The 24,382-nt window shown below is 72.1% G+C and carries 24 protein-coding genes; 8 read left to right on the plus strand and 16 right to left on the minus strand.

Features of this window, described 5'->3' with window-relative positions:
• Positions 1 to 72: 72 nt before the first annotated feature.
• The 11 genes from AMK11_RS01325 to hisD form a co-directional block, all read right to left on the minus strand.
• Positions 73 to 1,344 carry an MFS transporter gene (locus tag AMK11_RS01325; protein WP_073721897.1) on the minus strand — a complete coding sequence of 424 codons (1,272 nt, stop codon included), beginning with the start codon at positions 1,342 to 1,344 and terminating at the stop codon, positions 73 to 75.
• Positions 1,337 to 1,924 carry an ArsR/SmtB family transcription factor gene (locus AMK11_RS01330; protein ID WP_073721898.1) on the minus strand — a complete coding sequence of 196 codons (588 nt, stop codon included), beginning with the start codon at positions 1,922 to 1,924 and terminating at the stop codon, positions 1,337 to 1,339. The genes AMK11_RS01325 and AMK11_RS01330 overlap by 8 nt, the downstream gene beginning before the upstream one ends.
• A gap of 59 nt (positions 1,925 to 1,983) precedes the next feature.
• Positions 1,984 to 2,136, minus strand: a complete 153-nt coding sequence (locus tag AMK11_RS37900) for a hypothetical protein (RefSeq protein ID WP_158070962.1) — start codon at positions 2,134 to 2,136, stop codon at positions 1,984 to 1,986.
• Positions 2,137 to 2,201: 65 nt separating this feature from the next.
• The gene (hisF, locus tag AMK11_RS01335) at positions 2,202 to 2,957 is read right to left on the minus strand and encodes an imidazole glycerol phosphate synthase subunit HisF (protein ID WP_073721899.1); all 756 of its coding nucleotides are present in this window, start codon (positions 2,955 to 2,957) and stop codon (positions 2,202 to 2,204) included.
• Positions 2,954 to 3,358 carry a RidA family protein gene (locus AMK11_RS01340; RefSeq protein ID WP_073721900.1) on the minus strand — a complete coding sequence of 135 codons (405 nt, stop codon included), beginning with the start codon at positions 3,356 to 3,358 and terminating at the stop codon, positions 2,954 to 2,956. Before AMK11_RS01340 ends, hisF begins: the two co-directional genes overlap by 4 nt.
• On the minus strand, positions 3,355 to 4,080 hold the full coding sequence (gene priA / locus AMK11_RS01345; RefSeq protein WP_073721901.1) for a bifunctional 1-(5-phosphoribosyl)-5-((5-phosphoribosylamino)methylideneamino)imidazole-4-carboxamide isomerase/phosphoribosylanthranilate isomerase PriA: 726 nt from the start codon (positions 4,078 to 4,080) through the stop codon (positions 3,355 to 3,357). The genes AMK11_RS01340 and priA overlap by 4 nt, the downstream gene beginning before the upstream one ends.
• A gap of 17 nt (positions 4,081 to 4,097) precedes the next feature.
• On the minus strand, positions 4,098 to 4,751 hold the full coding sequence (gene hisH, locus AMK11_RS01350; RefSeq protein WP_073721902.1) for an imidazole glycerol phosphate synthase subunit HisH: 654 nt from the start codon (positions 4,749 to 4,751) through the stop codon (positions 4,098 to 4,100).
• Positions 4,742 to 4,906 carry a hypothetical protein gene (locus AMK11_RS38090; RefSeq protein WP_198941282.1) on the minus strand — a complete coding sequence of 55 codons (165 nt, stop codon included), beginning with the start codon at positions 4,904 to 4,906 and terminating at the stop codon, positions 4,742 to 4,744. Before AMK11_RS38090 ends, hisH begins: the two co-directional genes overlap by 10 nt.
• 3 nt (positions 4,907 to 4,909) lie before the next feature.
• A complete protein-coding gene (gene hisB, locus AMK11_RS01355) occupies positions 4,910 to 5,503 on the minus strand; it encodes an imidazoleglycerol-phosphate dehydratase HisB (protein WP_073721903.1) in 594 nt (197 codons plus the stop codon).
• The gene (locus AMK11_RS01360) at positions 5,500 to 6,609 is read right to left on the minus strand and encodes a histidinol-phosphate transaminase (protein ID WP_073721904.1); all 1,110 of its coding nucleotides are present in this window, start codon (positions 6,607 to 6,609) and stop codon (positions 5,500 to 5,502) included. The genes hisB and AMK11_RS01360 overlap by 4 nt, the downstream gene beginning before the upstream one ends.
• Positions 6,606 to 7,949 carry a histidinol dehydrogenase gene (gene hisD / locus AMK11_RS01365; protein ID WP_073721905.1) on the minus strand — a complete coding sequence of 448 codons (1,344 nt, stop codon included), beginning with the start codon at positions 7,947 to 7,949 and terminating at the stop codon, positions 6,606 to 6,608. Before hisD ends, AMK11_RS01360 begins: the two co-directional genes overlap by 4 nt.
• 200 nt (positions 7,950 to 8,149) lie before the next feature.
• Between hisD and AMK11_RS01370 the strand changes: the two genes are divergently transcribed.
• The 4 genes from AMK11_RS01370 to ybaK all read left to right on the plus strand — a co-directional run bounded on the left by AMK11_RS01370 (position 8,150) and on the right by ybaK (position 12,455).
• On the plus strand, positions 8,150 to 9,727 hold the full coding sequence (locus AMK11_RS01370) for an oxidoreductase (protein WP_073721906.1): 1,578 nt from the start codon (positions 8,150 to 8,152) through the stop codon (positions 9,725 to 9,727).
• A gap of 433 nt (positions 9,728 to 10,160) precedes the next feature.
• Positions 10,161 to 11,186 carry a hypothetical protein gene (locus AMK11_RS01375; protein WP_073721907.1) on the plus strand — a complete coding sequence of 342 codons (1,026 nt, stop codon included), beginning with the start codon at positions 10,161 to 10,163 and terminating at the stop codon, positions 11,184 to 11,186.
• 11 nt (positions 11,187 to 11,197) lie between these two features.
• A complete protein-coding gene (locus AMK11_RS01380; RefSeq protein ID WP_073721908.1) occupies positions 11,198 to 11,938 on the plus strand; it encodes an LON peptidase substrate-binding domain-containing protein in 741 nt (246 codons plus the stop codon).
• 13 nt (positions 11,939 to 11,951) lie between these two features.
• Positions 11,952 to 12,455, plus strand: a complete 504-nt coding sequence (gene ybaK, locus AMK11_RS01385; protein WP_073721909.1) for a Cys-tRNA(Pro) deacylase — start codon at positions 11,952 to 11,954, stop codon at positions 12,453 to 12,455.
• Positions 12,456 to 13,027: 572 nt separating this feature from the next.
• On the opposite strand, the gene AMK11_RS01390 is transcribed toward ybaK, so the two are convergent.
• The 4 genes from AMK11_RS01390 to AMK11_RS01405 form a co-directional block, all read right to left on the minus strand.
• On the minus strand, positions 13,028 to 13,723 hold the full coding sequence (locus tag AMK11_RS01390) for an AAA family ATPase (protein WP_073721910.1): 696 nt from the start codon (positions 13,721 to 13,723) through the stop codon (positions 13,028 to 13,030).
• 34 nt (positions 13,724 to 13,757) lie between these two features.
• Entirely contained in the window at positions 13,758 to 14,582 is an 825-nt protein-coding gene (locus AMK11_RS01395) for an ABC transporter permease (protein WP_073721912.1), read from the minus strand.
• 133 nt (positions 14,583 to 14,715) lie between these two features.
• Positions 14,716 to 15,690 carry an ABC transporter ATP-binding protein gene (locus tag AMK11_RS01400; protein WP_073721914.1) on the minus strand — a complete coding sequence of 325 codons (975 nt, stop codon included), beginning with the start codon at positions 15,688 to 15,690 and terminating at the stop codon, positions 14,716 to 14,718.
• Between the two features lie 144 nt (positions 15,691 to 15,834).
• Positions 15,835 to 17,052, minus strand: coding sequence for an NYN domain-containing protein (locus AMK11_RS01405; protein ID WP_073723834.1), 1,218 nt, complete (start codon positions 17,050 to 17,052; stop codon positions 15,835 to 15,837).
• A gap of 235 nt (positions 17,053 to 17,287) precedes the next feature.
• Here AMK11_RS01405 and AMK11_RS36625 point away from each other — a divergent pair, with 235 nt between their 5' ends.
• A complete protein-coding gene (locus AMK11_RS36625; RefSeq protein WP_079187155.1) occupies positions 17,288 to 17,455 on the plus strand; it encodes a hypothetical protein in 168 nt (55 codons plus the stop codon).
• 91 nt (positions 17,456 to 17,546) lie between these two features.
• Here AMK11_RS36625 and dnaE read toward each other — a convergent pair whose 3' ends face one another.
• On the minus strand, positions 17,547 to 21,086 hold the full coding sequence (dnaE, locus tag AMK11_RS01410) for a DNA polymerase III subunit alpha (protein ID WP_073721916.1): 3,540 nt from the start codon (positions 21,084 to 21,086) through the stop codon (positions 17,547 to 17,549).
• A 246-nt stretch (positions 21,087 to 21,332) separates the two neighbouring features.
• Here dnaE and AMK11_RS01415 point away from each other — a divergent pair, with 246 nt between their 5' ends.
• From AMK11_RS01415 to AMK11_RS01425, 3 genes are all read left to right on the plus strand, one after another.
• Positions 21,333 to 22,673: a DUF2252 domain-containing protein gene (locus AMK11_RS01415; RefSeq protein ID WP_073721918.1), complete on the plus strand. Its 1,341-nt coding sequence runs from the start codon at positions 21,333 to 21,335 to the stop codon at positions 22,671 to 22,673.
• 86 nt (positions 22,674 to 22,759) lie between these two features.
• Positions 22,760 to 23,467 carry a hypothetical protein gene (locus AMK11_RS01420; RefSeq protein WP_073721920.1) on the plus strand — a complete coding sequence of 236 codons (708 nt, stop codon included), beginning with the start codon at positions 22,760 to 22,762 and terminating at the stop codon, positions 23,465 to 23,467.
• A gap of 88 nt (positions 23,468 to 23,555) precedes the next feature.
• Complete coding sequence (locus AMK11_RS01425) at positions 23,556 to 24,356, plus strand: DsbA family protein (protein WP_073723836.1); 801 nt, start codon at positions 23,556 to 23,558, stop codon at positions 24,354 to 24,356.
• Positions 24,357 to 24,382: the final 26 nt, after the last annotated feature.

Consider the following 24,382-nt stretch of genomic DNA (forward strand, 5'->3'; position numbering starts at 1 on the left):
CGGCATCCCGGGACCCGAGGCCGCCCGGTGACTGCCCCGGCCCTCGGGGAGTCGGGGCCGGCCGCGCGGTGGCTACCCCGGCAGTTCGGCCCGCCGTACGCCCGGTGCGGCGAGGGCGACGACGCCGCCGAGCGCGCACACCGCGGCGCTGACGGCGAAGACCGGGCCGGTGCCCCAGACGCCGACGGCGGCGGCGGACAGCGGCATGCTCAGCGGTGCCACACCCAGGCTGACGATGCCGCCGACGGCGGTGACGCGGCCCAGGTAGGCGGGGTCGGACTGGGTCTGCAGCAGCGCCCCGCACATGGCGCCGCTGAGCCCGGTGAGCAGTCCGACGGCCACGGCGATGCCGACGGCCGCGGGGAGGCCGGGCGCGTGCGGCAGGGCACCGATCGCCGCCGCGCCGGGGACGAGGGCACCGGCGGCGACGCTCCCGGCGCGCGGCACGCGTCCCCGTACGGTCAGCAGCAGGGCGGCGACGCCGGCACCCGTCCCGAACCCCGCGAGCACCCAGCCCATCCCGGAGGCACCCCAGCCCCGCTCGTCGGCGAGCAGGGTGAGGCCGACGTTGAGGGGGCCGACGAAACCGAGGTCGCCGAGGGCGATGGCCACCATCAGCGGGCCGAGGACGCGGTGGCGGCGGACGTAGCGGAGCCCGCCCACCAGGTCCCGCCAGGCGGTGGTGTCCCGCGCGGCGGTCGTGTCGTCGGCCGGCAGCTCGCGCATCCGTACGGAGAGCAGCAGCGGCACGGACACGGCGATCAGCAGCCCCGCACCCGCGAAGGCCGCCGCCGCGCCGCCGACCGCCACGCCGAGCCCGCCCAGCGGGGCGCCCACGACGGCCGCGAACCGGATGGCGAGGCCGCGCATGCCCTGCACGCGGGCGAGCTGGTCCTTGCCGGTGATCCGCGCCGGGAGCGCCCCCACGGCGGGCATGAACACGGCATCCACGGCGCCGAAGACGACGGCGAGCAGGGCGAGGAGCCACAGCCCGGGGTCGGTCGCGAAGAGCACGGCGGCGACCGCCAGCACGGTGACGCACCGTACGGCGTCACTGCCGATGACGACCCGCCGGGGCCCGAACCGGTCGGCGACCACCCCGCCGCCCAGCATCAGCAGCGCCCGCGGCACCGCACTCACGGCGGTGACGATCCCCGCCTCGGCGGGACTGCCGTTCTGTACGGCGGCCCAGGACAGCGCCAGGTAGAAAACGGTGTCCCCGACCATCGAGGCGGTGTAGGCGGCGACCCAGCGCAGGACGTTGGGGTCGCGGTGGGCGGGCACGGAGAGGGGGACGGTGGCGGATATGTGTGCGTCCGACGCGGACGCGGTCGCCTCAGACACGGAACGGGAACCCGTACACGTGCAGCGCGACGTTCTCGCGCCCCTCGGTGTCGCCGGCGGCTTCTGCGACCCGGCCCTTCTCGTCGTACTTCTTCGCCAGGGCGAGTAGTTCGGCGCCCAGTTCGGCCAGTTCGGCCGGGGTCAGGCGGAGCAGGGACTCGTTGTCCGGGGCGGCGGAGTTCCACTCGGGTCCCCAGGTGGGGCGTTCGTCGAGGTAACGGCCGTACATCACGGCTCGCTGCTCGTGGAAGAGGCGGGTAGCGGCGAGGTGGGCGGCCGCCCGCTCGGGAGCGTCGCGGAAGTTCTCGTCGTGGATGCTCACGCTGCCCGAGGAGGGCTGCCACCAGCGTTCCCGTCCGTCCGCGCGCTGCGGCTCAGCCTCCTCGATCAGTCCGTGTTCGGCCAGTTTGCGCAGGTGGTAGCTGACCAGGGAGACAGCCTCGTCGACCTGCTCGGCGAGCTGCGAGGCGGTCGCCGTCCGCGCCACGCACAGCGACCGGTACAGCTGCATGCGCAGAGGGTGGGCCAGGGCCTTGAGGGTGCCCAGGTCGGTGATGGGGCGGTTCTCCTGGCGGGTCATGGCAGCACCGTAACCGCGAAAGAAAAACTGCGCAACGAATCTTGCGCAATTTTCCTTTCCTAACCTGCCGCGTTGCGCCGCTGCCGTCTGGCCATCACACCCTCGACCAGGACGTCGTGCGCGAGCCGCTCGACGGCGACACCCCGCCGCCGAGCCGCCGCTCGCAGCTCACTCAGCTCTTCCTCGGTGAAGTCGATCGTGATCTCAGCCATAAGGGCACGTCAGAAGCGGAACCACTCCTGGTCCCATGTCCGCCACCGACGGGCGACGCCCCGAACTACCGAACGGGATGCCCCGCCCCCCGCAGCGTCTCCTTCACCTGCCCGATCCGCAGGTCGCCGAAGTGGAAGACGGACGCCGCCAGGACCGCGTCCGCGCCCGCCTCGACCGCGGGGGCGAAGTGGGCGAGGGTGCCCGCGCCGCCCGAGGCGATGACCGGGACGGTCACGTGCTTACGGACCGCCGCCAGCATCTCCAGGTCGTAGCCGTCCTTCGTGCCGTCCGCGTCCATCGAGTTGAGCAGGATCTCGCCCGCGCCCAGTTCGGCGGCGCGGTGCGCCCACTCCACCGCGTCGATGCCGGTGCCGCGCCGGCCGCCGTGCGTGGTCACCTCGAAGGTGCCGGCCTCGGTGCGGCGGGCGTCGACCGACAGGACGAGGACCTGGCGGCCGAAACGCTCGGCGATCTCGCGGATCAGGTCGGGGCGGGCGATGGCGGCCGTGTTCACGCCCACCTTGTCCGCACCGGCCCGCAGCAGCTTGTCGACGTCCTCGGCGGTGCGCACCCCGCCGCCGACGGTCAGCGGGATGAACACCTGCTCGGCGGTGCGGCGCACCACGTCGTAGGTCGTCTCGCGGTCGCCCGACGAGGCGGTGATGTCCAGGAACGTCAGCTCGTCGGCGCCCTCGGCGTCGTACACCTTGGCCATCTCGACGGGGTCGCCCGCGTCGCGCAGGTTCTGGAAGTTGACGCCCTTGACGACCCGGCCGTTGTCCACGTCCAGGCAGGGGATGACTCGGACCGCCAGGGTCATGAATCCACGGCTCCTCTATACGCTTCCACTTCGACTGACACCAGAACCCGCGAGTCGATGAAGCCCTCCACGACCAGCAGGGTCGTGACCGGGCGTACGGAGTCGAACAGCTCCTTGTGGGCGCGGCCCACCTCATCGACGTCGCGCGAATGTGCCAGGTACATACGGGTCCGGACCACGGACTCGACACCGAGTCCGAATGCGCCGATCGCCTCGACCGCGGTACCGAAGGCCACCTTGGCCTGTTCGTACGGGTCGCCCTCGCCGTACAGCATGTCGCCCTTGAAGGCGGTCGTGCCCGCCACGACGACTCGGTCACCCGCCGCCACGGCACGTGCGAAACCGAAAGAATCTTCCCAGGGACTTCCGCTCTGCACGCGCCGTACGGCTTCGGATGTCATGGCGACACAGCCTCCAAGGCTTCTTCCAGGGTGAACGCCTTCGCGTACAGGGCCTTCCCGACGATGGCCCCCTCGACACCGGCCGGGACGAGGGAGGCGATCGCGCGCAGGTCGTCCAGGGACGACACGCCGCCCGACGCCACGACCGGACGGTCGGTGGCCGCGCAGACGTTCTTGAGGAGGTCCAGGTTGGGGCCCTGGAGGGTGCCGTCCTTGGCGATGTCGGTGACGACGTAGCGGGCGCAGCCCTCCTTGTTGAGGCGGTCCAGCGTCTCGTACAGGTCGCCGCCGTCGCGGGTCCAGCCGCGGCCCCGGAGCGTGGTGCCCCGTACGTCCAGGCCCACCGCGATCTTGTCGCCGTGCTCGGCGATGACCTTGGCGACCCACTCGGGGGTCTCCAGGGCGGCCGTGCCGAGGTTGACGCGGGTGCAGCCGGTGGCGAGGGCGGCGGCGAGGGTGTCGTCGTCGCGGATGCCGCCGGACAGCTCCACCTTGATGTCCATCGCCTTCGCGACCTCGGCGATCAGCTCGCGGTTGTCCCCGGTGCCGAAGGCGGCGTCCAGGTCGACCAGGTGCAGCCACTCGGCGCCGGAGCGCTGCCAGGCGAGGGCCGCGTCCAGCGGGGAGCCGTAGGAGGTCTCGGTGCCGGACTCGCCGTGCACCAGGCGGACGGCCTGGCCGTCGCGGACGTCGACGGCGGGGAGGAGTTCGAGCTTGCTCATCTCTACCGGGCTCATCTCTACAGGGTCTCGATCCAGTTGGTGAGGAGCTGGGCGCCGGCGTCGCCGGACTTCTCGGGGTGGAACTGGGTGGCCCACAGGGCGCCGTTCTCCACGGCGGCCACGAAGGGCTTGCCGTGGGTGGACCAGGTGACCTTGGGCGCGGCGATCAGCGGGTTGTGCGTCTCCAGGGACCAGTCGTGGACGGCGTAGGAGTGCACGAAGTAAAAGCGGGCGTCCGCGTCCAGGCCGGCGAAGAGCTGGGAGTCGGCCGGTGCCTCGACGGTGTTCCAGCCCATGTGGGGGACGACGTCGGCCTGGAGGGGGCCGACCGTGCCGGGCCATTCGTCCAGACCCTCGGCCTCGACGCCGTGCTCGATGCCGCGGGCGAACAGGATCTGCATGCCGACGCAGATGCCCATCACCGGACGCCCGCCGGCCAGCCGGCGCTCGACGACCCAGTCGCCGCGGGCGGCCCTCAGGCCGTCCATGCAGGCGGCGAAGGCGCCGACCCCGGGGACCAGCAGCCCGTCGGCGTTCATGGCCTTGTCGTAGTCACGGGTGATCTCGACGTCGGCTCCCGCGCGCGCGAGTGCGCGCTCGGCGGAGCGGACGTTGCCGAAGCCGTAGTCGAAGACGACGACCCGCTTGGAGTTCGCAGAGGTCAATTCCACACCTCCAGCCTCAGGACGCCGGCGAGGAGGCACATGCCGGCACCGATGGACAGCAGCACGATCAGGCCCTTGGGCATCTGCTGCTTGGCGAAGGAGATGATGCCGCCGATGAAGAACAGGCCGACGACGATCAGCGCGGTGGACGTGCCGTTCATGGGTTACAGCGCGCCCTTCGTGGAGGGCAGGATGCCGGCCGCGCGGGGGTCGCGCTCCGAGGCGTAGCGCAGGGCGCGGGCCAGCGCCTTGAACTGGCACTCCACGATGTGGTGCGCGTTGCGCCCGTAGGGCACGTGCACGTGGAGGGCGATCTGCGCCTGGGCGACGAAGGACTCCAGGATGTGCCGGGTCATCGTCACGTCGTACTCGCCGATCATCGGCGCCATGTTCTCGGGCTCGGTGTGCACGAGGTAGGGGCGGCCGGAGAGGTCGACGGTGACCTGGGCGAGGGACTCGTCCAGCGGGACCGTGCAGTTGCCGAAGCGGTAGATGCCCACCTTGTCGCCGTGGGCCTGCTTGAAGGCGGCGCCCAGCGCGAGGGCGGTGTCCTCGATGGTGTGGTGGGAGTCGATGTGCAGGTCGCCGTCGGTCTTCACGGTCAGGTCGAACAGACCGTGCCGGCCGAGCTGGTCGAGCATGTGGTCGTAGAAGCCGACGCCGGTGGCGATGTCGGTCTTGCCGGTGCCGTCGAGGTCGATCTCGACGAGGACCGAGGTCTCCTTGGTCGTGCGCTCCACGCGTCCCACGCGGCTCATGTGTTCTGCTCCTTCTTGACTTCACGGACCGCGTCGAGGAACGCGTCGTTCTCCTGCGGGGTGCCGGCGGTGACCCGCAGCCATCCCGGTACGCCGTTGTCCCGGACCAGTACGCCCCGATCCAGGATCCGCCGCCACGCCTCGTGGGAGTCCGCGAACCGTCCGAACTGGACGAAGTTGGCGTCGGACTCGGTCACCTCGTAGCCGATGGCGCGCAGTTCGGCGACCAGCCGGTCCCGCTCGGCCTTGAGCTGCTCGACGTACTTCAGCAGCGTGCCGGTGTGTTCCAGGGCGGCCAGCGCGGTCGCCTGGGTGACGGCGGACAGGTGGTACGGCAGCCGTACGAGCTGGACGGCGTCGACGACGGCCGGGTGCGCGGCGAGGTAGCCGAGGCGCAGGCCCGCCGCGCCGAACGCCTTCGACATGGTGCGGGAGACGACGAGGTTCGGGCGGCCGTCCAGCAGCGGCAGCAGCGAGGCGCCGTGGCTGAACTCGATGTAGGCCTCGTCGACCACGACCATGGAGGGCTTGGCGGCCTGTGCGGCCTCGTAGAGGGCGAGGACCGTCTCGGCCGGGACCGCGTTGCCCGTGGGGTTGTTGGGGGTGGTGATGAAGACGACGTCCGGGCGGTGCTCGGCGATCGCCTTCTCGGCGGCGGGCACGTCGACGGTGAAGTCCTCGTGGCGCGGGCCGGAGATCCAGCCGGTGCCGGTGCCGCGCGCGATGAGGCCGTGCATCGAGTACGACGGCTCGAAGCCGATCGCGGTGCGGCCGGGCCCGCCGAAGGTCTGGAGCAGCTGCTGAATGACCTCGTTGGAGCCGTTGGCCGCCCAGACGTTGGTCGCGTCGAGCGGGTGGCCGGAGGTCTCGGTCAGGTACCGGGCCAGCTCGGTGCGGAGCTCGACCGCGTCCCGGTCCGGGTAGCGGTTGAGGTGGCGGGCGGCCTCGCGGACGCGCTCGGTGATCCGCTCGACCAGCGCGTCGGGCAGCGGGTAGGGGTTCTCGTTGGTGTTCAGCCGTACCGGCACGTCCAGCTGGGGCGCGCCGTAGGGGGACTTGCCGCGCAGCTCGTCCCGTACGGGGAGGTCGTCGATGCCGAACGTCACTTGCTCTCCGGGACCTTCCACTCGAACCTCGCCTTGACCGCCGCACCGTGCGCGGGCAGGTCCTCGGCCTCCGCCAGCGTCACCACGTGGTGCGCGACCTCGGCGAGGGCGTCGCGCGTGTAGTCGACGATGTGGATGCCGCGCAGGAAGGATTGCACGGACAGGCCCGAGGAGTGGCAGGCGCAGCCGCCGGTGGGCAGGACGTGGTTGGACCCGGCCGCGTAGTCGCCGAGCGAGACGGGCGCCCAGGGGCCGACGAAGATCGCGCCGGCGTTGCGGACGCGGTCGGCGACGGCGGCGGCGTCGGCGGTCTGGATCTCCAGGTGCTCCGCGCCGTACGCGTCGACGACGCGCAGGCCTTCGTCCACGCCGTCGACCAGGACGATCGCGGACTGGCGGCCCTTCAGGGCCGGGACGATCCGGTCGTCGATGTGCTTGGTGGCGGCGACCTGGGGCGCCAGCTCCCGCTCGACCGCGTCCGCCAGCTCCGCGGAGTCGGTGACCAGGACGGCGGCGGCCAGCGGGTCGTGCTCGGCCTGGCTGATCAGGTCGGAGGCGACGTGCACCGGGTCGGCGGTGGAGTCGGCGAGGATCGCGATCTCGGTCGGGCCGGCCTCGGCGTCGATGCCGATCTTCCCGGTGAAGAAGCGCTTGGCGGCGGCGACCCAGATGTTGCCGGGGCCGGTGACCATGTTGGCGGGCGGGCAGGACTCGGTGCCGTACGCGAACATCGCGACGGCGGTGGCGCCGCCGGCCGCGTACACCTCGTCGACACCGAGCAGGGCGCAGGCGGCGAGGATCGTGGGGTGCGGGAGGCCACCGGCTGGGTCATTTTCAAAAGCGGGGGCCTGCGCCGGGGAGGCGAGGGCGATCGACTCGACGCCGGCCTCCTGCGCGGGCACCACGTTCATGATCACGGACGACGGGTAGACCGACCGGCCGCCGGGCGCGTACAGCCCGACCCGGTCGACCGGCACCCACTTCTCGGTGACCGAGCCGCCGGGGACGACCTGGGTGGTGTGCGTGGTGCGGCGCTGCTCGCGGTGGACGAGACGGGCGCGGCGGACGGACTCCTCCAGCGCGGCACGCACGGCCGGGTCGAGCTCCTCCAGCGCGCGCGTGAGCGCGGCGGCCGGGACCCGCACCTGGTCCAGCTTGACGCCGTCGAACTGCTCGGCGAAGTCGATCAGCGCCGCGTCGCCACGATGATGCACGGCCTCGCAGATCGGGCGCACCTTATCCAGGGCGGCCGCGACGTCGAAGTCGGCTCGGGGCAGCAGGTCGCGCAGGGCGGGACCCTCGGGGAGGGCATCGCCGCGCAGATCGATTCGGGAGATCACGGAACCAATTCTCTCAGACCCGCGTCGGACACCGTCCGCACGTATCAATGGCTGATACAGAACGCGACGGCCCGGCGCGGACCGTGGCGGGAACCGGCGGTTCGTACTCACTTTGAGTGTTCAGGTGGTCACCCAGTGGGCATGAACGGTTGTACGAAGGGTGAGCGACCGGCGAGTAGTTGGGGAGGGAGTGAAGCGCCGTGACCGAGGGGGCCGGCCACCGTGACGGAGAGCTGCCGGACGACCTGACGGCCGCCGAGGCGGGCATGTGGCAGGCCTTCCGCAACGGCAGCGTGTACGACCTGTCCAGCGGCGACGCGCTCGTGGACGACCCGCACGGCGGGCACCCCTGGGGGGCGGAGCGGACCGTGCGGGCCCGCATCCTGTGCTGGCTGCTCCTCGACGGTCCGCCCGCGCTCGCCGGCCGGGTCTCCTCGCTCCAGCTCGTGGGCGTGCGGATCAGCGACACGATGGACCTCGCGGGCGGCACGGTGGAGCCGTACGTCGAGCTGCGGGCGTGCCGTTTCGACCGGGAGGTGGTGCTGCCGGAGACCCGGTTCACGACGGTGCGGCTGGTGGACTGCTCGGTGCCGCGCCTGGAGGCGGCCCGGTTGCAGACCGAGGGCGACCTGCACCTGCCGCGCTGCCGGTTCCGCGGCGGCATCCGGCTCACCGACGCCCAGATAGGCACCGACCTGCTGCTCAACCAGGCGGTGGTGCACCGGGACCGCAGCGGCCGCGCGATAGCCGCGGACGGCATGACCGTCGGGCAGGACCTCCAGGCCGAGATGCTGGAGTCGCACGGCGAGGTGAGCCTGCGCAGCGCCCAGGTCGGCGTCTCACTGAGCCTGCGCGGCGCCCGGCTCCTCAACCCGTACACGCGGCACGCGCTGAACGCCCCGCAGCTGACGGTGGAACGCACGCTGTACATGACTCCGGCCGGGCTGGGCAGTCCGCTGCTGCGCGGCACCACCCCCGCCCAGGGCACCCGCATCCAGCGCTTCGAGTGCGAGGGCGGGGTGCGGCTGGACGACGGGCGGTTCGGCGACGCCGTCGACTTCGAGCACGCCCGGTTCACCTTCACCGACGACCAGGAGCTGTCACTGCGCCGGGTGCAGACGCCCGAGCTGCGCTTCCTCGGCGAGCGGCCGGCGCGCGGGCGGGTGGTGCTGTCGGGGGCGCGGGTGGTGAACCTGATGGACCGGGCGGACAGCTGGCCCGGCCCCGGCCGGCTGCACATGGGCGGCTTCGCCTACGAGAACCTGGTGCCGCGGGGGCCGTTCCCGCTGGAGAAGCGGCTGCGGTGGGTGGGCGCCGCGACCGCCGAGTACAACCCGGAGCCGTACGAGCGGCTGGCCGCCGTACTGCGGGCGGGCGGCGAGGACGAGGACGCCCGCGAGGTGCTGCTCGCCAAGCACCGCCGGCGCCGCGAGAGCCTGCCCGTCGCCGCGAAGCTCGTGGGGTACGCCCAGGACTGGACGGTCGCCTACGGCTACCGGCCCGGCCGGGCGGCGGTGTGGATGGCGGTGCTGTGGGCGGCGGGCTCGCTCGCCTTCGCCCGCGCGGACCCGCCCCCGCTGAAGGCCGGCGAGCACCCGGACTGGAACCCGGCCCTCTTCGCCCTGGACCTGCTCCTGCCGGTCATCGACCTGGGCCAGGTCGGCTTCTGGCAGCTCCGCGACGGCTGGCAGTGGCTGGCGACGGCCCTCATCCTGCTGGGCTGGATCCTGGCGACGACGGTGGCGGCGGGGGCGACACGGCTGCTGCGCAGGAGCTGAGCCCTCCGGGGGTGCGGCGTGGGCCTCCGCGGCCTCCGTAGGCGCCGGCGGGCCGTGGAGGGCTTCTCGTCAGCGGCGACCGTGGGCCATGCCGGCTCGCGGCCAGGGTGACGCGGTTCGCCGTTGAGGTAGCGGTTCCGTGTACCGCGCGGGGTGTGCGCCCTGGCAGAGCCGTCAGCGGCCGTCTGCACCGGCGGGACCACCCGCACCGCCACCAGCACCAGCACCAGCACCAGCACCAGCACCTTCTGCACCCGGCGCACCGCAGGCCATCAGCCGCACTGTCTGCACCTGACACACCACCCGCGCCGCGGGATGGCCGCGCCGCCCCATCCCGCGACGAAGGCCCCGCGCTGGTACGGGCCGCACCCGAACGGCCGAAGGCGGTGCACCACCGCACAACCATCGCGAACCGTCGGCCGTCGTACTGGCCATGCTGCGCGCGTTCCTCCGGACGGCGGCCCGGGCCCGTTCTCGGGCGTCCCGGCCCGCCCAAGACGACGACGTGCTCCTCGACGCCCCCGACGACCGTCTCGCCCCCGCCCTGGTCGCGGCGGCTCACGGTGAGCACGCCGCCGCGGCCGCTCTCCTCGCCGCCACCCGTGAGCGGGCCGAGTGGGAGCACCGGGACCGCTACGCGACCGGGCTCGCCGCCTTCGCCCGCTCCCGCACCGAGTGGCTGGAGAGCTGGCGCGCCGCCGCCCCGGGTGACCCCGACGCGCTGCTGGTCGAGGGCCGGCTGACAGTGGACCGCCACTGGGACTCGCCGGCCCGGGCGGAGCTGCTGCGCCAGGTGGCCCCCGAGGTCACGGCAGCCGCCGAGGCCGCCGGACCCGACCCGGTGCCGTGGCGGACCGCTCTGGACGCCGCGCGGGGCGCCCGCGCCGGACACGCGGAGTTCGAGCGGCTGTGGGCGCAGGCGGTACGCCGGGCCCCGCACCACTACGGCTGCCACGTGTCCGCCCTGGAGTACCTGGCCGCCGCCTCGCCGGGCGCGTACCGCGAGTGCCTGGACTTCGCCGAGACCGCCGCGCAGGACGCGCCGGGGGACTCGCTGTTGCGGGCGCTGCCCCTGCGTGCGGCCTTCGCCTGTCTCACCGCGGGCGGCGCCGACGACCCGGCCGGCGCGCACCGGGACCGCCTTGACGCGGCCGCCGACCGTGCCATCGCCCTCTCGGCGGCCCATCCGGCGGCCGACCCGTGGCCTGCCGGGCTGCGCAACCTCCTGGCGTACGTCCTGCTGCGCCTGGAGCGCCGCCAGGACGCCGCCGAACAACTGCGTCTGACCGGCCCGTACGTCACCTCCTTCCCCTGGGACCAGGACGCGGAGGACCCCCTCGGCCGCTTCCTCCAGGTGCGTGCGGACGTCCGCACGGCGGCGGCCTCCGCACCGGGTACGGCGGGTTCAGGTCATCCACGAAGTGGGCGCGGCGGGCGCGTCCGCGCGGACGACCATTAGGCTTCTGCGTCGTGACCACCGTCCGGCTTCCGCTCTTCCCCCTGAACTCGGTTCTGTTCCCGGGGCTGGTGCTCCCGCTCAACATCTTCGAGGAGCGCTATCGCGCCATGATGCGCGAGCTGCTGAAGACCCCCGAGGACGAACCGCGCCGGTTCGCCGTCGTGGCGATCCGCGACGGCCACGAGGTGGCCCGGACCGCGCCCGGCCTGCCCGATCCGACGGCGCTGCCCGAAGTCGGCCCGGCGGCCGGGTTCGGGCCGGACCCGCTCAAGGCGTTCCACAAGGTGGGCTGCATCGCGGACGCGGCGACGATCCGCGAGCGCGCCGACGGCACCTTCGAGGTGCTGGCCACCGGCACGACCCGGGTGCGGCTGCGCTCGGTGGAGGCCTCGGGCCCGTTCCTGACGGCCGAGCTGGAGCCGCTGGACGAGGAGCCCGGCGACGAGGCGGGCGCGCTGGCCGAAGGCGTGCTGCGGTCCTTCCGTCAGTACCAGAAGCGGCTGGCGGGGGCCCGCGAGCGGTCGCTGTCGACCGGCGCGGAGCTGCCGGACGAGCCGGGCGTGGTCTCCTACCTGGTCGCCGCCGCGATGATGCTGGACACCCCGACGAAGCAGCGCCTGCTCCAGGCCCCGGACACGGCCTCCCGCCTGCGTGACGAGCTGAAACTCCTTCGCTCGGAGACGGCGATCATCCGTACGCTGCCGTCGTTGCCGTCGTCGGACCTGACGCGCGGCCCGACGAGTCTCAACTGAGGTACTGGCCCGGATGGCGAAGAAGTCCAGGAAGCAGCAGCAGTCCGGTGGCACCCCGGCGACGGTGGCGCTGACGGCGGCCGGGGTGGCGTACACGGTCCACGCGTACGACCACGACCCCGCGCACCCGTCCTACGGCGAGGAGGCGGCCGAGGCGATGGGCGTCAGTCCGGAGCGGGTCTTCAAGACCCTGGTGGCGGACGTGGACGGCGCCCTGACCGTCGCGGTGGTGCCGGTGGCGGGCCAGCTGGACCTGAAGGCGCTGGCGGCCGCGGTGGGCGGCAAACGCGCGGCGATGGCCGACCCTGCCCTGGCCGAGCGGACCACGGGCTACGTGCGGGGCGGCATCTCGCCGCTGGGCCAGCGCAAGCGGCTGCCCACGGTTCTGGACGCGTCGGCGTCGGGCCACACCACGATCTGCGTCTCGGCGGGCCGCCGGGGACTGGAGGTCGAGCTCTCCCCCGAGGACCTGGCCGGGCTCACGAACGCGATCCTCGCCCCGATCGGCCGCGCGTAGCACTCGACGACCGCGCCCCCGGACGACGGACGCGCGGCCCGCATCACCATCGGCCGCAAGCGCTCCTTCGACGCGCACAGCACCCCTCACCCGAACGACCACGCACAACCCGTCGACAACGCGCGGCCCACACCACAATCGACCGCACACACCCCTCCGACCCTCACACGCCCCTCACGCGCACGACCCCGCCGGCGAGCACGCGATCCGCCCTCCGACCGTCCGCGCACACCCCTCGACGAACACGCGCCCCCGCCCCATCAACCGCACACAAGTCCGCCGGCAAGACGCGACCCGCTCTCCGACCGCCCGCGCACACCCCCACGACGAACACGCGCCCCCACCCGACCGCGCACAACCCATCTACGAACGCGCCCCCACCCCGATCGACCGCGCACAGCCCATCCACGAACGCGCGCCCCGCTCCCGACCGACCGCGCACACCCCCTCGACGGGCGCGCGGTTCTCCGCTAATCAGACAGGACATGTCGAAGCGAACGCGCAAACGGAAGTGGCGCACCAGGAAGGGCAGGGCCAACCACGGCCGCCGCCCCGCATGACAGGCGGTCCGCCTACGCGGACTTCTCCCCGTACGGCGCGGGCCACGGGTCGGGCTCCGGATCGCGGGGCCCGAACAGCCCGGTCAGGCCCAGGTGGACCACCAGCGCCGCGATCGGCCACGCCAGCAGCGCGCCCTCCGCCCCCAGCTTGAGCGGCGCCGGGAACGTCACGCCCTTGCCCACGTCCTTCGCGTGCGCGATGACGTCCTGGGTCGGCCCGAGCCAGAGCCCGAACCGCCAGGCCAGCACCGAGCCGAGCAGCCCGCCCGCGCCCAGCGCCACCACCAGCGGCACGCCCCCGCGCCGCCGCAGCAGGAACACGGCCACCGCGCTGAGCGCACCGAACGCGAGCGCGAGCAGCGTGAAGGTGCCGTCGACGCCGACCGACTGCTCGCCCTCGGACTCCTTGAGGTAGACCAGCCACCGGTCGCCGACCACTTCACCGACCAGCGGCACGCTCGGCGCCAGCTGCCACCACAGCACGCCCAGCAGCAGCCCGGAGAGGGTCACCGCCGCCACGGTCACGGCCGCCTGCCGTACTTCGCTCAGCATTCCGGGGCCGTCCTGTTCTCCGTGCTCGCCGTGCGTGCCGTACGGGGCGCCGGGCGGGGTGCCCACCGCGTGCGCACCGACGGGCGGCGGCACCGGGCCGCCCTGGTACGACGAGCGTTCGTTCGGGGGCGGTGGCGGAGTCAGAGGAGCGGTCACCCCGCCATCGTGCCAAACCCGCCTGTGCGGCGCTTCACCGGACGGCGGCCCGGCGGTACGCCCAGGTCGCGACGGCCAGCGAGATCACGCCGACCACGGCGCACACCGCGAGGTCGCCGAGGACGAAGGCCCAGTCCGGCCGGCCCCCGAACGTACGCGCGAAGGCCTCCACGCCGTACGTCGAGGGCAGCAGGTCCCGTGCGAGGCGGACCACCTCGGGCATCCGCTCGGCGGGCAGCACGCCCAGCAGCAGCGCCGCCGACATGCCCAGCTGACCGAGAAGGGTGGCGAACTCGGGCCGGGGCGCGAGCAGCCCCAGGGCCGCGCCCAGCCCGGCGAGCGCGGCGCCCGCCAGTGGGATCACGGCCACCAGCACCCACAGATGGGTCATCGGCAGCCCGAACAGCAGGCACCCGAACACCGCCGTCACCACGGTCCCCGGCACGGTGAAGGACGCGTACGCGCCCGCCGCGCCCAGCACCACCGCGGCCGGCGGCACCGGCAGCGTCGCGTAGTGGTCGAGGCCGCCGCTGGCGCGCAGCTGCCCGAAGTACTGGGCGAGGAGGTTCAGCGCGACGAAGGCCACGACGAGCACCGCCGATCCGGCGACCACGGCCCGCGCCTCGCCGCCGCCGTCCACGACGCCCCGCATCAGGATCATGATGCCGATCGACTGGAAGGTGGCCACGAACAGCAGCGGGATGCGCGCGACCCGGGCCCGGGACAGCTGCGCCCGGTACACGGCCACCAGGGAGGGCCACAGCCGCGCCTTGGGCCCGAGCTCGGCCGCGCCGACGGCGCCCTGCTCCTCGGCGGCCAGGGCACCGCCCGGCAGAACATCGGCGGGTACGACACTCACGTCGCGCTGCTCCCCTTCGTCGGGTCCTTCGAAGCTCGCTGGGGGTCGGGGTCGTCCGTCACGGCCGTCCCGGTGGGTACGGATGCGGCGGCCGGTGTGCTCACCCTGCCCCCGCTGCTCGCCGTCGGGGTGTTCACGCCCTCACCAGCCCCTGCCGCGCGGCGCCGCCCAGCGCCAGGTACACGTCCTCCAGGCTGGGCGTGGCGAGGGTGAAGTCGTCCAGGGCGGCGAAGGCGGCGCCGCCGGTGACGGTGGCGACGACCGCGCGGGCCTCCTCGGGGGCGAGCCGGAGCGTCCAGCGGCGTCCGGACTCGGCGGCGCGGTCGCGCAGGGCGGCGACCTCGGGGACGTTCAGCGGTGCGCTCTCGCGCCACACCAGGTCGACGCGGACCTCGCCGGCGACCCTCTCCTTGAGGCCGGAGGGCGTGTCGCAGGCGATCACGCGTCCCCGGTCGAGGACGGCGACCCGGTCGAGGACGGTCTCGGCCTCGATGACGTTGTGGGTGACGAGCAGGACGGTGCTGCCGGACTCGGCGCGCCGCCGGTCGACGGCCGCCCACACGGCGCGCCGGGCCACCGGGTCCATGCCGGTGGTCGGCTCGTCCAGGACGAGCAGCGGGCGCTCGCCCACCAGCGCGGCGGCGAAGCAGGCGAGGCGGCGCTGGCCGCCGGAGAGCTTCTTGATCGGGCGGGAGGCGAGCGGGGTGAGGCCCAGCTCGTCGAGGACCGCGTCCCGCTCGGCGCGCGCCTGCCGCACCTCCAGGCCGCGCAGCCGCCCGGTGGTCTCCGCGGCGAGCGACACGGTCAGCTCGTCCAGGGCGCTGGACTCCTGCCCGAGGTAGGCGAGGATGCGGGCGGCCCGCTCGGGGTGGCGCACGATGTCGTGGCCGAGGATCTCCACGCTGCCGCTGTCGGGCCGCATCAGGCCGGTGAGCTGGCGTACGAGGGTGGACTTGCCGGCGCCGTTCGGTCCGAGCAGGCCGAAGATCTCACCGCGGCGGATGTCCAGGGTCACGTCGTCGGTGGCGCGGACCTCGGGAGTGGCGGGAACGCCGCGCCGGCCGCGTACCGCCGGATAGGTCTTGGTCAGTCCGCGCACCGCGCACACGGCATCGCCACCGGGTCGAGGTGCCTGTGCCGCGCGCGTACTCACAAGGGACGAGACTACGGGGTCCGTCCCCCCGCCCCGCCCTCGGGTCCGCCCATAAGTGTCGATTCAGCCGCGGGAGGGCCGGACGGGCCCCGGAGGGCCTTACTCCGGCGCGGGGGTGCGCTCGGTCGCCGTACGGACGTCGACCTCGCGCCAGAAACCGGCCCGGATCGCGTACCGGTCGTGCTCGTCGATCTGGTCGTCCTTGTGGGCGAGCAGGCCGAAGCGGGCGGCGTAGCGCAGCAGCTCGCCGTCGACGCGGTGCGGGATGCGGGGGTACATCCCGGACAGCCGCTGCAGGTGGCCGTGGTCGCCGAGGCGCTCCAGCCAGCGGCGGGCGAAGACCTGGCCGACCTCGTAGGGGTCGCCGCCGACCGTGGTGATGTCCTCCTCGCGGTCGGCCCAGCGCTGCTCGGCCGTGGTGAGCTGGGCGAGCGTCGGCATGGAGGCGGCCTCGGCCGGTTCGGCGGCGGGCCGGTCGACCCAGCCCTTGTCGGAGGACCAGCGCAGGGTGGCGGAGGTCGGGGGGTGCGGGGCGGGGTGGGCGCCGGGGGCGCGCAGGGCGGCCAGGTCCTTGGGGGTGGGGACGCCCTTGGGGGGTGCCGCGCGCTCCTCGGTGCCGTTGCGCGCGGTGTCGGGCCGTACGGGGTGCTCGGGTTCCCGGGCGGGCCGCTCGGTGGTCGCGGAGAGGGCGGATTCGGGCAGCGGCGCGGAGAGGATCGCGGCGATCTCGGGGCGGGGCACGGGCGGCGGCGCGCAGATGCCGCCGAACTCCTTGGCGCGTACGGCCTTGGTGATCCACGCACGGTCCAGGACGCGGCGCTCGTCGGCCTCGGCGACCAGGTCCTCGGACTGGTTGTAGTCGCCGTCGGCGGCCTGGACGGCCCACAGGTGGACGGCGACGCCGTGCTCCTTGGCGGCCATCATGCCGGGCAGCAGGTCGCCGTCGCCGGTGACGAGGACGACGTCGGAGCAGGCGCGGTTGCGGGCCAGTTCGGTGAGCTCGGCGTGCATGGCGGCGTCCACGCCCTTCTGCGCCCAGCGCCCGTCGCTGCGGGTGAGGGCGCCGAGGCGGACGGTGACCCGGGGCATCACGCGCAGTCGGCGGTGCTCGGGCTGCGGGACGCGGTCGGGGGCACCGTCGAACCAGTAGATGCGCAGCAGAGGCTGCCGCGTGTCCGACTCGGCGCGGTCGCGCAGACCCTGGATGAGGGCGGCGTGATCGACGGTGATGCGGGAGCGTGAGGGCTCACCGGCGAGGAGACTGGCGGCGGCCCCCAGCAGATACCCGGCGTCCACCAGGACGATGCAGCGGTCCACGCGATCCACCCTCTTTCCGGGAGGTTTGCTTCGGGCTTCCTTCGAGTCTGCCCGACCACGCGGAGGTTAACGGCGCGAACTCGATCTTCGGCGTGGCGTTTCCGCACCCCGCCGCGGATTCGGCACCCTGACGGCCGCGTCACGCACGGTAATTGCCCGATATGCGTTCTTTGTTGGGCTGTGTGAATCTGAAATCGGCCCTGGCCCCTAGATCCCCCTCAGGAGGTAGATCACCATGGCCAAGAACAAGAACAACCGTGACCGTAAGCAGCCCCAGTCCGCGCGTACCCCGCAGTCCGCCGAGTCCGCCGTCATGGACCGCGAGGAGCAGCACTCCCCGCAGCTGACGACGCCCGGCGACGCCGCGTCCCGCAAGCGGCAGAAGCGCTTCGGCCACAACTGACACCCGTGCGACGGGCCGTGGCGGCCCCGCACCGACGAGGGGCGCACCCGGAGACCGGGGCGCCCCTCGCTCGTTGCGGCCGCCGTCCCGCTCAACCCGCCAGGCAGGACGGGCCCAGCAGCACCTTCAGGTCGCCGAACAGGGCCGGGTCGGGCTTGACCCGGTGCCGGTCCAGGCGCAGCACGGTCGTCTTCGTCGGCCCCTGGAGCTTGATCCGCACCTCGCTGTCGCCCCGGTGGTGGGTGAGGATCTCGCCGAGACGGCTGACCATCGGCGGGGTGACCCTGGTCGCCGGGATGGTGAGGACCACGGGCGCGTTGGTGCCCGCGTTGGACAGGTCGGGGACCATCAGTTCCATCGCGACCAGCCGCGGCACGTCCTCGCGCTTGTCCAGGCGCCCCTTGACGAACACCACGGCGTCCTCGACCAGTTGCGTGGACACCAGCTGGTAGGTCGCCGGGAAGAACATGCACTCAATGGAGCCGGCCAGGTCCTCGACGGTGGCGATGGCCCAGGCGTTGCCCTGCTTGGTCATCTTGCGCTGGAGGCCGGAGATGATGCCGCCGATGGTGACGACCGCGCCGTCGCCGAAGTCACCGCCGGTGAGCTGGGAGATGCCCGCGTCGGCCTTGTCGGACAGCACGTGCTCCAGGCCGAAGAGCGGGTGGTCGGAGACGTACAGGCCGAGCATCTCCCGCTCCTGGGCGAGGAGGTAGGTCTTGTCCCACTCGTCCTCGCCGAAGACCACGTCGAGTCCGAAGCCCGGTTCGTCGTTCGCCTCCTCGCCCATGCCGCCGAAGAGGTCGAACTGTCCCTCGGCCTCCTTGCGCTTGACCGCGACCACGTTGTCGATCATCGGCTCGTACTGGGCGGTGAGGCCCTTGCGGGTGTGGCCCATCTCGTCGAAGGCGCCGGCCTTGATCAGCGACTCGGTCGTGCGCTTGTTGCAGACGACCGCCTCCACCTTGTCCAGGTAGTCGGGGAAGGAGGCGTACTTCCCCTTGGCCTTGCGGCACCGGATGATCGACTCGACCACGTTGGTGCCGACGTTGCGCACGGCGGAGAGGCCGAAGAGGATCACGTCGTCGCCCTGCGCGGCGAAGTTCGACATCGACTCGTTGACGTTGGGCGGCAGCACCTTGATGCCCATCCGCCGGCACTCGTTGAGGTAGACGGCCGACTTGTCCTTGTCGTCCTTGACCGAGGTGAGCAGAGCGGCCATGTACTCGGCGGGGTGGTTCGCCTTGAGGTACGCCGTCCAGTAGGAGACCAGTCCGTACGCGGCCGAGTGCGCCTTGTTGAAGGCGTAGCCGGCGAAGGGGACCAGCACGTCCCACAGGGCCTGGATGGCCTCGTCGCTGTAGCCGTTCTTCCGGGCGCCGGCCTGGAAGATGACGAAGTTCTTCTCCAGTTCCTCGGGCTTCTTCTTGCCCATCACGCGGCGCAGGATGTCGGCCTCGCCGAGCGAGTAGCCCGCGATGATCTGGGCGGCCTTCTGCACCTGCTCCTGGTAGACGATCAGGCCGTAGGTGACCGCCAGGACCTCCTGGAGGGGCTCCTCCAGCTCCTTGTGGATCGGCGTGATCTCCTGGAGGCCGTTCTTGCGCAGCGCGTAGTTGGTGTGCGAGTCCATGCCCATCGGGCCGGGACGGTAGAGCGCGGAGACGGCGGAGATGTCCTCGAAGTTGTCGGGCTTCATCAGCCGCAGCAGGGACCGCATGGGGCCGCCGTCGAACTGGAAGACGCCGAGCGTGTCGCCGCGCTGGAGCAGTTCGAAGGTCGTCGGGTCGTCCAGCGGCAGCGACAGCAGGTCGAGGTCGATGCCCTTGTTGGACTTCACCATCTTGACGGCGTCGTCCATGATCGTGAGGTTGCGCAGGCCGAGGAAGTCCATCTTCAGCAGGCCGAGCGACTCGCACTGCGGGTAGTCCCACTGCGTGATGGTGACGCCGTCGGTGTGCCGGGTCCACAGCGGGGCGTGGTCGACGATCGGCTCGCTGGACATGATCACGCCGGCGGCGTGCACGCCCATCTGCCGCACCAGTCCCTCGACGCCCTTGGCGGTGTCGATGACCTTCTTGACGTCCGGCTCGTTCTCGTACATTCCGCGGATCTCGCCGGCCTCGCCGTAGCGCGGGTGGGCCGGGTCCGTGATGCCGCTGAGGTCGATGCCCTTGCCGAGGACGTCGGCGGGCATCGCCTTGGTGAGGCGGTCGCCCATCGCGTACGGGTAACCCAGCACGCGCGCGGAGTCCTTGATGGCGTTCTTCGCCTTGATCTTGCCGTACGTACCGATCATGGCGACCTTGTCGGCGCCGTACTTCTCCGTCACGTACCTGATCACCTCGACGCGCCGACGCTCGTCGAAGTCGATGTCGACGTCGGGCATGGAGACGCGCTCGGGGTTGAGGAACCGCTCGAAGATCAGGCCGTGCGGGATGGGGTCGAGGTCGGTGATGCCCATGGCGTACGCCACGATCGAGCCGGCCGCGGAGCCTCGGCCGGGGCCGACCGCGATGCCCTGGTTCTTCGCCCACATGATGAAGTCGGCGACCACGAGGAAGTAGCCGGGGAACCCCATCTGGATGATGACGTCCATCTCGTACTCGGCCTGCTTCTGGCGGTCCTCGGGGACCTGGCCCGAGAAGCGGCGCTCCATGCCGCGGCGGACCTCCTCCTGGAACCAGGTGATCTCCGTGAAGCCCTCGGGGATGTCGAACTTCGGCATGAGGTCGCGCTTCTCGAACATGCCGGTGGTGTCGATCATCTCGGCGATCAGGCGCGTGTTGGCGCAGCCCTCCTGCCAGGCGTCGGAGGAGTCGATGGCGTACATCTCGTCCGTCGTCTTCAGGTAGTAGCCGGTGCCGTCGAAGCGGAAGCGGTCCGGGTCGGAGAGGTTCTTGCCGGTCTGGATGCAGAGCAGGGCGTCGTGGGCGGTCGCCTCGTGCGCGTAGGTGTAGTGCGAGTCGTTGGTGACCAGCGGGGGGATGCCGAGCTTCTTGCCGATCCGCAGCAGGTCCTCGCGCACCCGGTGCTCGATGTCGATGCCGTGGTCCATCAGCTCCAGGAAGTACCGGTCCTTGCCGAAGATGTCCTGGTAGTCGGCGGCCGCCTTCACGGCCTCGTCGAAGTGGCCGAGGCGCAGCCGGGTCTGCACCTCGCCGGAAGGGCAGCCGGTGGAGGCGACGATGCCCTCCGACCACTGGGAGATGGTCTCCTTGTCCATCCGCGGCCACTTCTGCAGCCAGCCCTCGGCGTACGCGTCGGAGGAGAGGCGGAAGAGGTTGTGCAGTCCCGTGCTGTTCGTCGCCCACATGGTCTTGTGGGTGTAGCCGCCGGAACCCGAGACGTCGTCCCGCTTCTGGTGCGGCTGGCCCCACTGGATCTTGCGCTTGTTGCGGCGGGACTCGGGCGCCACGTACGCCTCGATGCCGATGATCGGGGTGACGCCGGCCTTCTGCGCGGAGTGGAAGAAGTCGTACGCCCCGTGCAGGTTGCCGTGGTCGGACATGGCGATGTGCGTCATGCCCATCTCATTGCAGGCGTTGAACATGTCCTTCAGCCGCGCGGCACCGTCCAGCAGCGAGTACTGGGTGTGGACGTGCAGGTGCGTGAACGGCGGCTTGGACACGTTCGGCCTCCTGGGAGAACTCTGGGCGACGGGCTGACGACGGGGTGCGGACAGTCCGGGGGTCAGCGTCGAAGTCTATGCCTCGCCACTGACACTCCGGGGACTTCCCCGCGTACCTTCGAGGGGCGGGTCCGCGCGTCGGTGCGGACACCCGGACGCGGGCACTCCCGCACCCCTTCGAACGTTGGTCCGAGTGGAGATCCGCTCCACCAGTCACAGCACCATCCGCACCAGGAGGCACCCGGCATGTCGGTCCCGCAGCTCAACGAGGAGCACCGCGGCGAGGAGATCCTCGCCGTCTTCGACGCCGCCTTCGGCCGGCTGCTGGCCGCGGATCCGGCGGCGTTCCGCGTGAAGTTCCGGAAGATGGCCGCCTCGGCCTTCGCGTTCTACCGCGGCACCGCATGCCTCTTTTACCACGATTTGACCGAGGACAAGGAGTTCGGCTCCCAGGCCGGCGGCCCCTACCTGGACGACCGGACCTCCCGGGTGTGGATCCACGGCGACCTGCACGCGGAGAACTTCGGCACGTACATGGACTCCACCGGCCGGCTGATCTTCAATGTCAACGACTTCGACGAGGCCTACGTCGGCCCCTTCACCTGGGACCTCAAGCGCTTCGCCGCCTCCGTCGCGCTGATCGGGTACGCGAAGGCGCTCAGCGACGAGCAGATCACCGAGCTGGTGCGGGTGTACGCGGAGGCGTACCGGGAGCGGATCCACGCCCTGGCCACCGGCGCCAAGAGCGACGAGGTGCCGCCCTTCACGCTGGACACCGCCGACGGGCCCCTGCTGGGCGCCCTGCGCGTCGCCCGGTCCCTGACCCGGTTCGGCCTGCTGGAGTCGATGACCGAGATCCGCGACTTCGAGCGCCGCTTCGCCCCGGGCGGCGGCTCCATCGAGCTGGACGCGGCCACCCGCTACAAGGTGCTTGCGGCCTTCGACGGCTACCTGGAAACCCTCCCGGAGTCCTCCCTGGCCCGCCCCGACTCCTACCGCGTCAAGGACGTCGTCGGCCGCCGCGGCATCGGCATCGGCTCGGCCGGCCTGCCCTCGTACAACATCCTCCTGGAGGGCAACAGCGACGCCCTGGAGAACGACGTCGTGATCTACATCAAGCAGGCCCAGACCCCGGCGGTCTCCCGGCACATCACCGACCAGGCGATCCGGGACTACTTCCAGCACGAGGGCCACCGCACGGTGATCTCCCAGCGCGCCCTCCAGGCGCACGCCGACCCGTGGCTGGGCTGGACCGAGCTGGACGGCGCGGGCCAGCTGGTCGCCGAGGTCTCGCCGTACGCCGTCGACCTGGACTGGGGCGACATCGACGACCCGGAGGAGATCTCCGAGGTCGTCGCCGACCTGGGCCGGGCCACGGCCGCCATGCACGCGGCGGCGGACGACCAGTCCGGGGAGTCCCTGGTGCCGTTCTCCACGGAGCGGGCCATCGACGCGGCGATCGCGGCGGACGAGGAGGGGTTCGTGCCCCTGCTCGTCGACTTCGCGCACCGGTACGGGGCACGCGCGCGTGCCGACCACCAGACCTTCGTGGACCTCTTCCGCAACGGCCGGATCCCGGGTCTGTGACCATTCCGGTTCGGTAACCGTCACCCTTCTCACAGGAATCCTTTAGGGGTCCCTTACCGGACCCCGTGACACACTCTTCTATCGCTATGGACATATCCGGAACCCCGCTCAGAGCCGTACGCGCGGCGCTGTTCACGGCACTCGTCGTGACGCTCAGCACCGCGTCGCACGTGCTGCTGTCCGGGGTTCCGCTGCCGCTGCCCACGGTGGCGGCCGTCGGCGCCGCCGTGTTCCTGATCGCGTACGCCCTGGCCGGGCGGCGCGAGCGCGGCTTCGGGCGGATCGCGGCCCTGCTGATCCCGCTGGAGCTGGCCGCCGACACGGTCTTCACCACCGGCCAGCACGTCTGCTACGGCAGGGCGGGCGGCCCGGTCGCGGGCCCGCTGCGCTCGGTCGGCTTCGACGTGCTGTGCGGCGACGGGACCGGCGTCCACGCCGGGGTCGCCGCCCCGCTGACCCGGGTGACCGGCGCCGAGACCGACCGGCTGGCGACCGCGCTCGCCGACGCCGACCCCCGGACCGCCTGGCTGCTGCTCGGCGCGCACGTCGGGGTCGGGCTGCTCGCGGCGGCCTGGCTGCGGCGCGGCGAGCGCGCGCTGGCCCAGCTGCTGAGCGCGGTGGCCGCGACCACCTTCCGGCCGCTGCTGCTGGCCGTCGCGGCGGTGAACGTCCGCCGGGCCCCGGCGGTGCGCCGCCCGGCGGCCCTGGCCCACCGCACCGCCGGCGCCCGCGAGGCGATCCTCACGCACTCCCTGGGACGGCGCGGACCGCCGTGCTCGGTCGCCTTCGTGTGACCCGTCACGCGAAGGCGACCGAGCACGAGCAGTCCCCCGTACACATCCCGCACACCCCCGTGTGCGCGTCCCCGGAGAGATCACCACCATGAGCAAGCGGAACAGTCAGGCGGCGAAGTCGGCGGCCCGTGAGCGGCTGCGCCTGGAGCGCGAGCGCCAGGCCAAGCGCGACAAGGTCAAGCGGCAGGTCATCGTGGCCTGCTCGATCGTCGGCGTGCTGGCGATAGCCGGCGGCATCAGCTACGCCGTCGTCCAGAGCAACCAGCCCTCGAAGTGGGAGGAGGCCGCCGACGCCAAGGTGGTGGCCCCGGCCAACACCTCCGGCAAGAACGGCACCACGGTCACCCTCGGCGAGTCCAAGAGCGACAACGTCGTCCACCTCTACGAGGACCCGCGCTGCCCGGGCTGCGCCAACTTCGAGCAGACCATCGGCGAGGCCGTCAACAAGGGCATGGAGGACGGCACCTACAAGCTTTCCTTCACCATCGGCACCTTCCTCGACGGCAACCTCGGCGGCGAGGGCTCCAAGAACGCCCTCAGCGCCCTCGGCGCCGCGCTGAACGTGTCCCCCGAGGCGTTCATCGACTACAAGACCGCGCTGTACTCCGCCGAGTACCACCCGTCGGAGTCGACGGACAAGTTCGCCAAGGACGACTACCTGATCAAGGTCGCCGACTCGGTCGACGCCCTGAAGGACAACAAGAAGTTCCAGGACGCCGTGGAGAAGGGCACCTACGACGCCTGGGCGATGAAGATGAGCGACGCCTTCCAGAAGGCCGAAGACGTCCAGTCGACCCCGACCGTCAAGATCAACGACAAGGTGATCGAGACGCCGGGCACGGACGCCGAGTGGCAGAAGGCGCTCAAGGACGCGGGCGTCACCAAGTAGGCAGCGTCAAGCGGCGGGCACCAGCC

The organism is Streptomyces sp. CB02414, assembly GCF_001905385.1.
Taxonomy (GTDB): Bacteria; Actinomycetota; Actinomycetes; order Streptomycetales; family Streptomycetaceae; genus Streptomyces.

What these genes read in the sequence shown, in the direction of transcription:
- AMK11_RS01420 (WP_073721920.1), top strand. Translation starts at nt 22,760, where the DNA reads ATGGACATATCCGGAACCCCGCTCAGAGCCGTACGCGCGGCGCTGTTC.
- AMK11_RS01425 (WP_073723836.1), top strand. Translation starts at nt 23,556, where the DNA reads ATGAGCAAGCGGAACAGTCAGGCGGCGAAGTCGGCGGCCCGTGAGCGG.
- AMK11_RS37900 (WP_158070962.1), bottom strand. Translation starts at nt 2,136, where the DNA reads ATGGCTGAGATCACGATCGACTTCACCGAGGAAGAGCTGAGTGAGCTG.
- AMK11_RS01415 (WP_073721918.1), top strand. Translation starts at nt 21,333, where the DNA reads ATGTCGGTCCCGCAGCTCAACGAGGAGCACCGCGGCGAGGAGATCCTC.
- hisF (WP_073721899.1), bottom strand. Translation starts at nt 2,957, where the DNA reads ATGACCCTGGCGGTCCGAGTCATCCCCTGCCTGGACGTGGACAACGGC.
- AMK11_RS36625 (WP_079187155.1), top strand. Translation starts at nt 17,288, where the DNA reads ATGGCCAAGAACAAGAACAACCGTGACCGTAAGCAGCCCCAGTCCGCG.
- ybaK (WP_073721909.1), top strand. Translation starts at nt 11,952, where the DNA reads ATGGCGAAGAAGTCCAGGAAGCAGCAGCAGTCCGGTGGCACCCCGGCG.
- hisB (WP_073721903.1), bottom strand. Translation starts at nt 5,503, where the DNA reads ATGAGCCGCGTGGGACGCGTGGAGCGCACGACCAAGGAGACCTCGGTC.
- AMK11_RS01340 (WP_073721900.1), bottom strand. Translation starts at nt 3,358, where the DNA reads ATGACATCCGAAGCCGTACGGCGCGTGCAGAGCGGAAGTCCCTGGGAA.
- AMK11_RS01330 (WP_073721898.1), bottom strand. Translation starts at nt 1,924, where the DNA reads ATGACCCGCCAGGAGAACCGCCCCATCACCGACCTGGGCACCCTCAAG.
- AMK11_RS01375 (WP_073721907.1), top strand. Translation starts at nt 10,161, where the DNA reads ATGCTGCGCGCGTTCCTCCGGACGGCGGCCCGGGCCCGTTCTCGGGCG.
- priA (WP_073721901.1), bottom strand. Translation starts at nt 4,080, where the DNA reads ATGAGCAAGCTCGAACTCCTCCCCGCCGTCGACGTCCGCGACGGCCAG.
- AMK11_RS38090 (WP_198941282.1), bottom strand. Translation starts at nt 4,906, where the DNA reads ATGAACGGCACGTCCACCGCGCTGATCGTCGTCGGCCTGTTCTTCATC.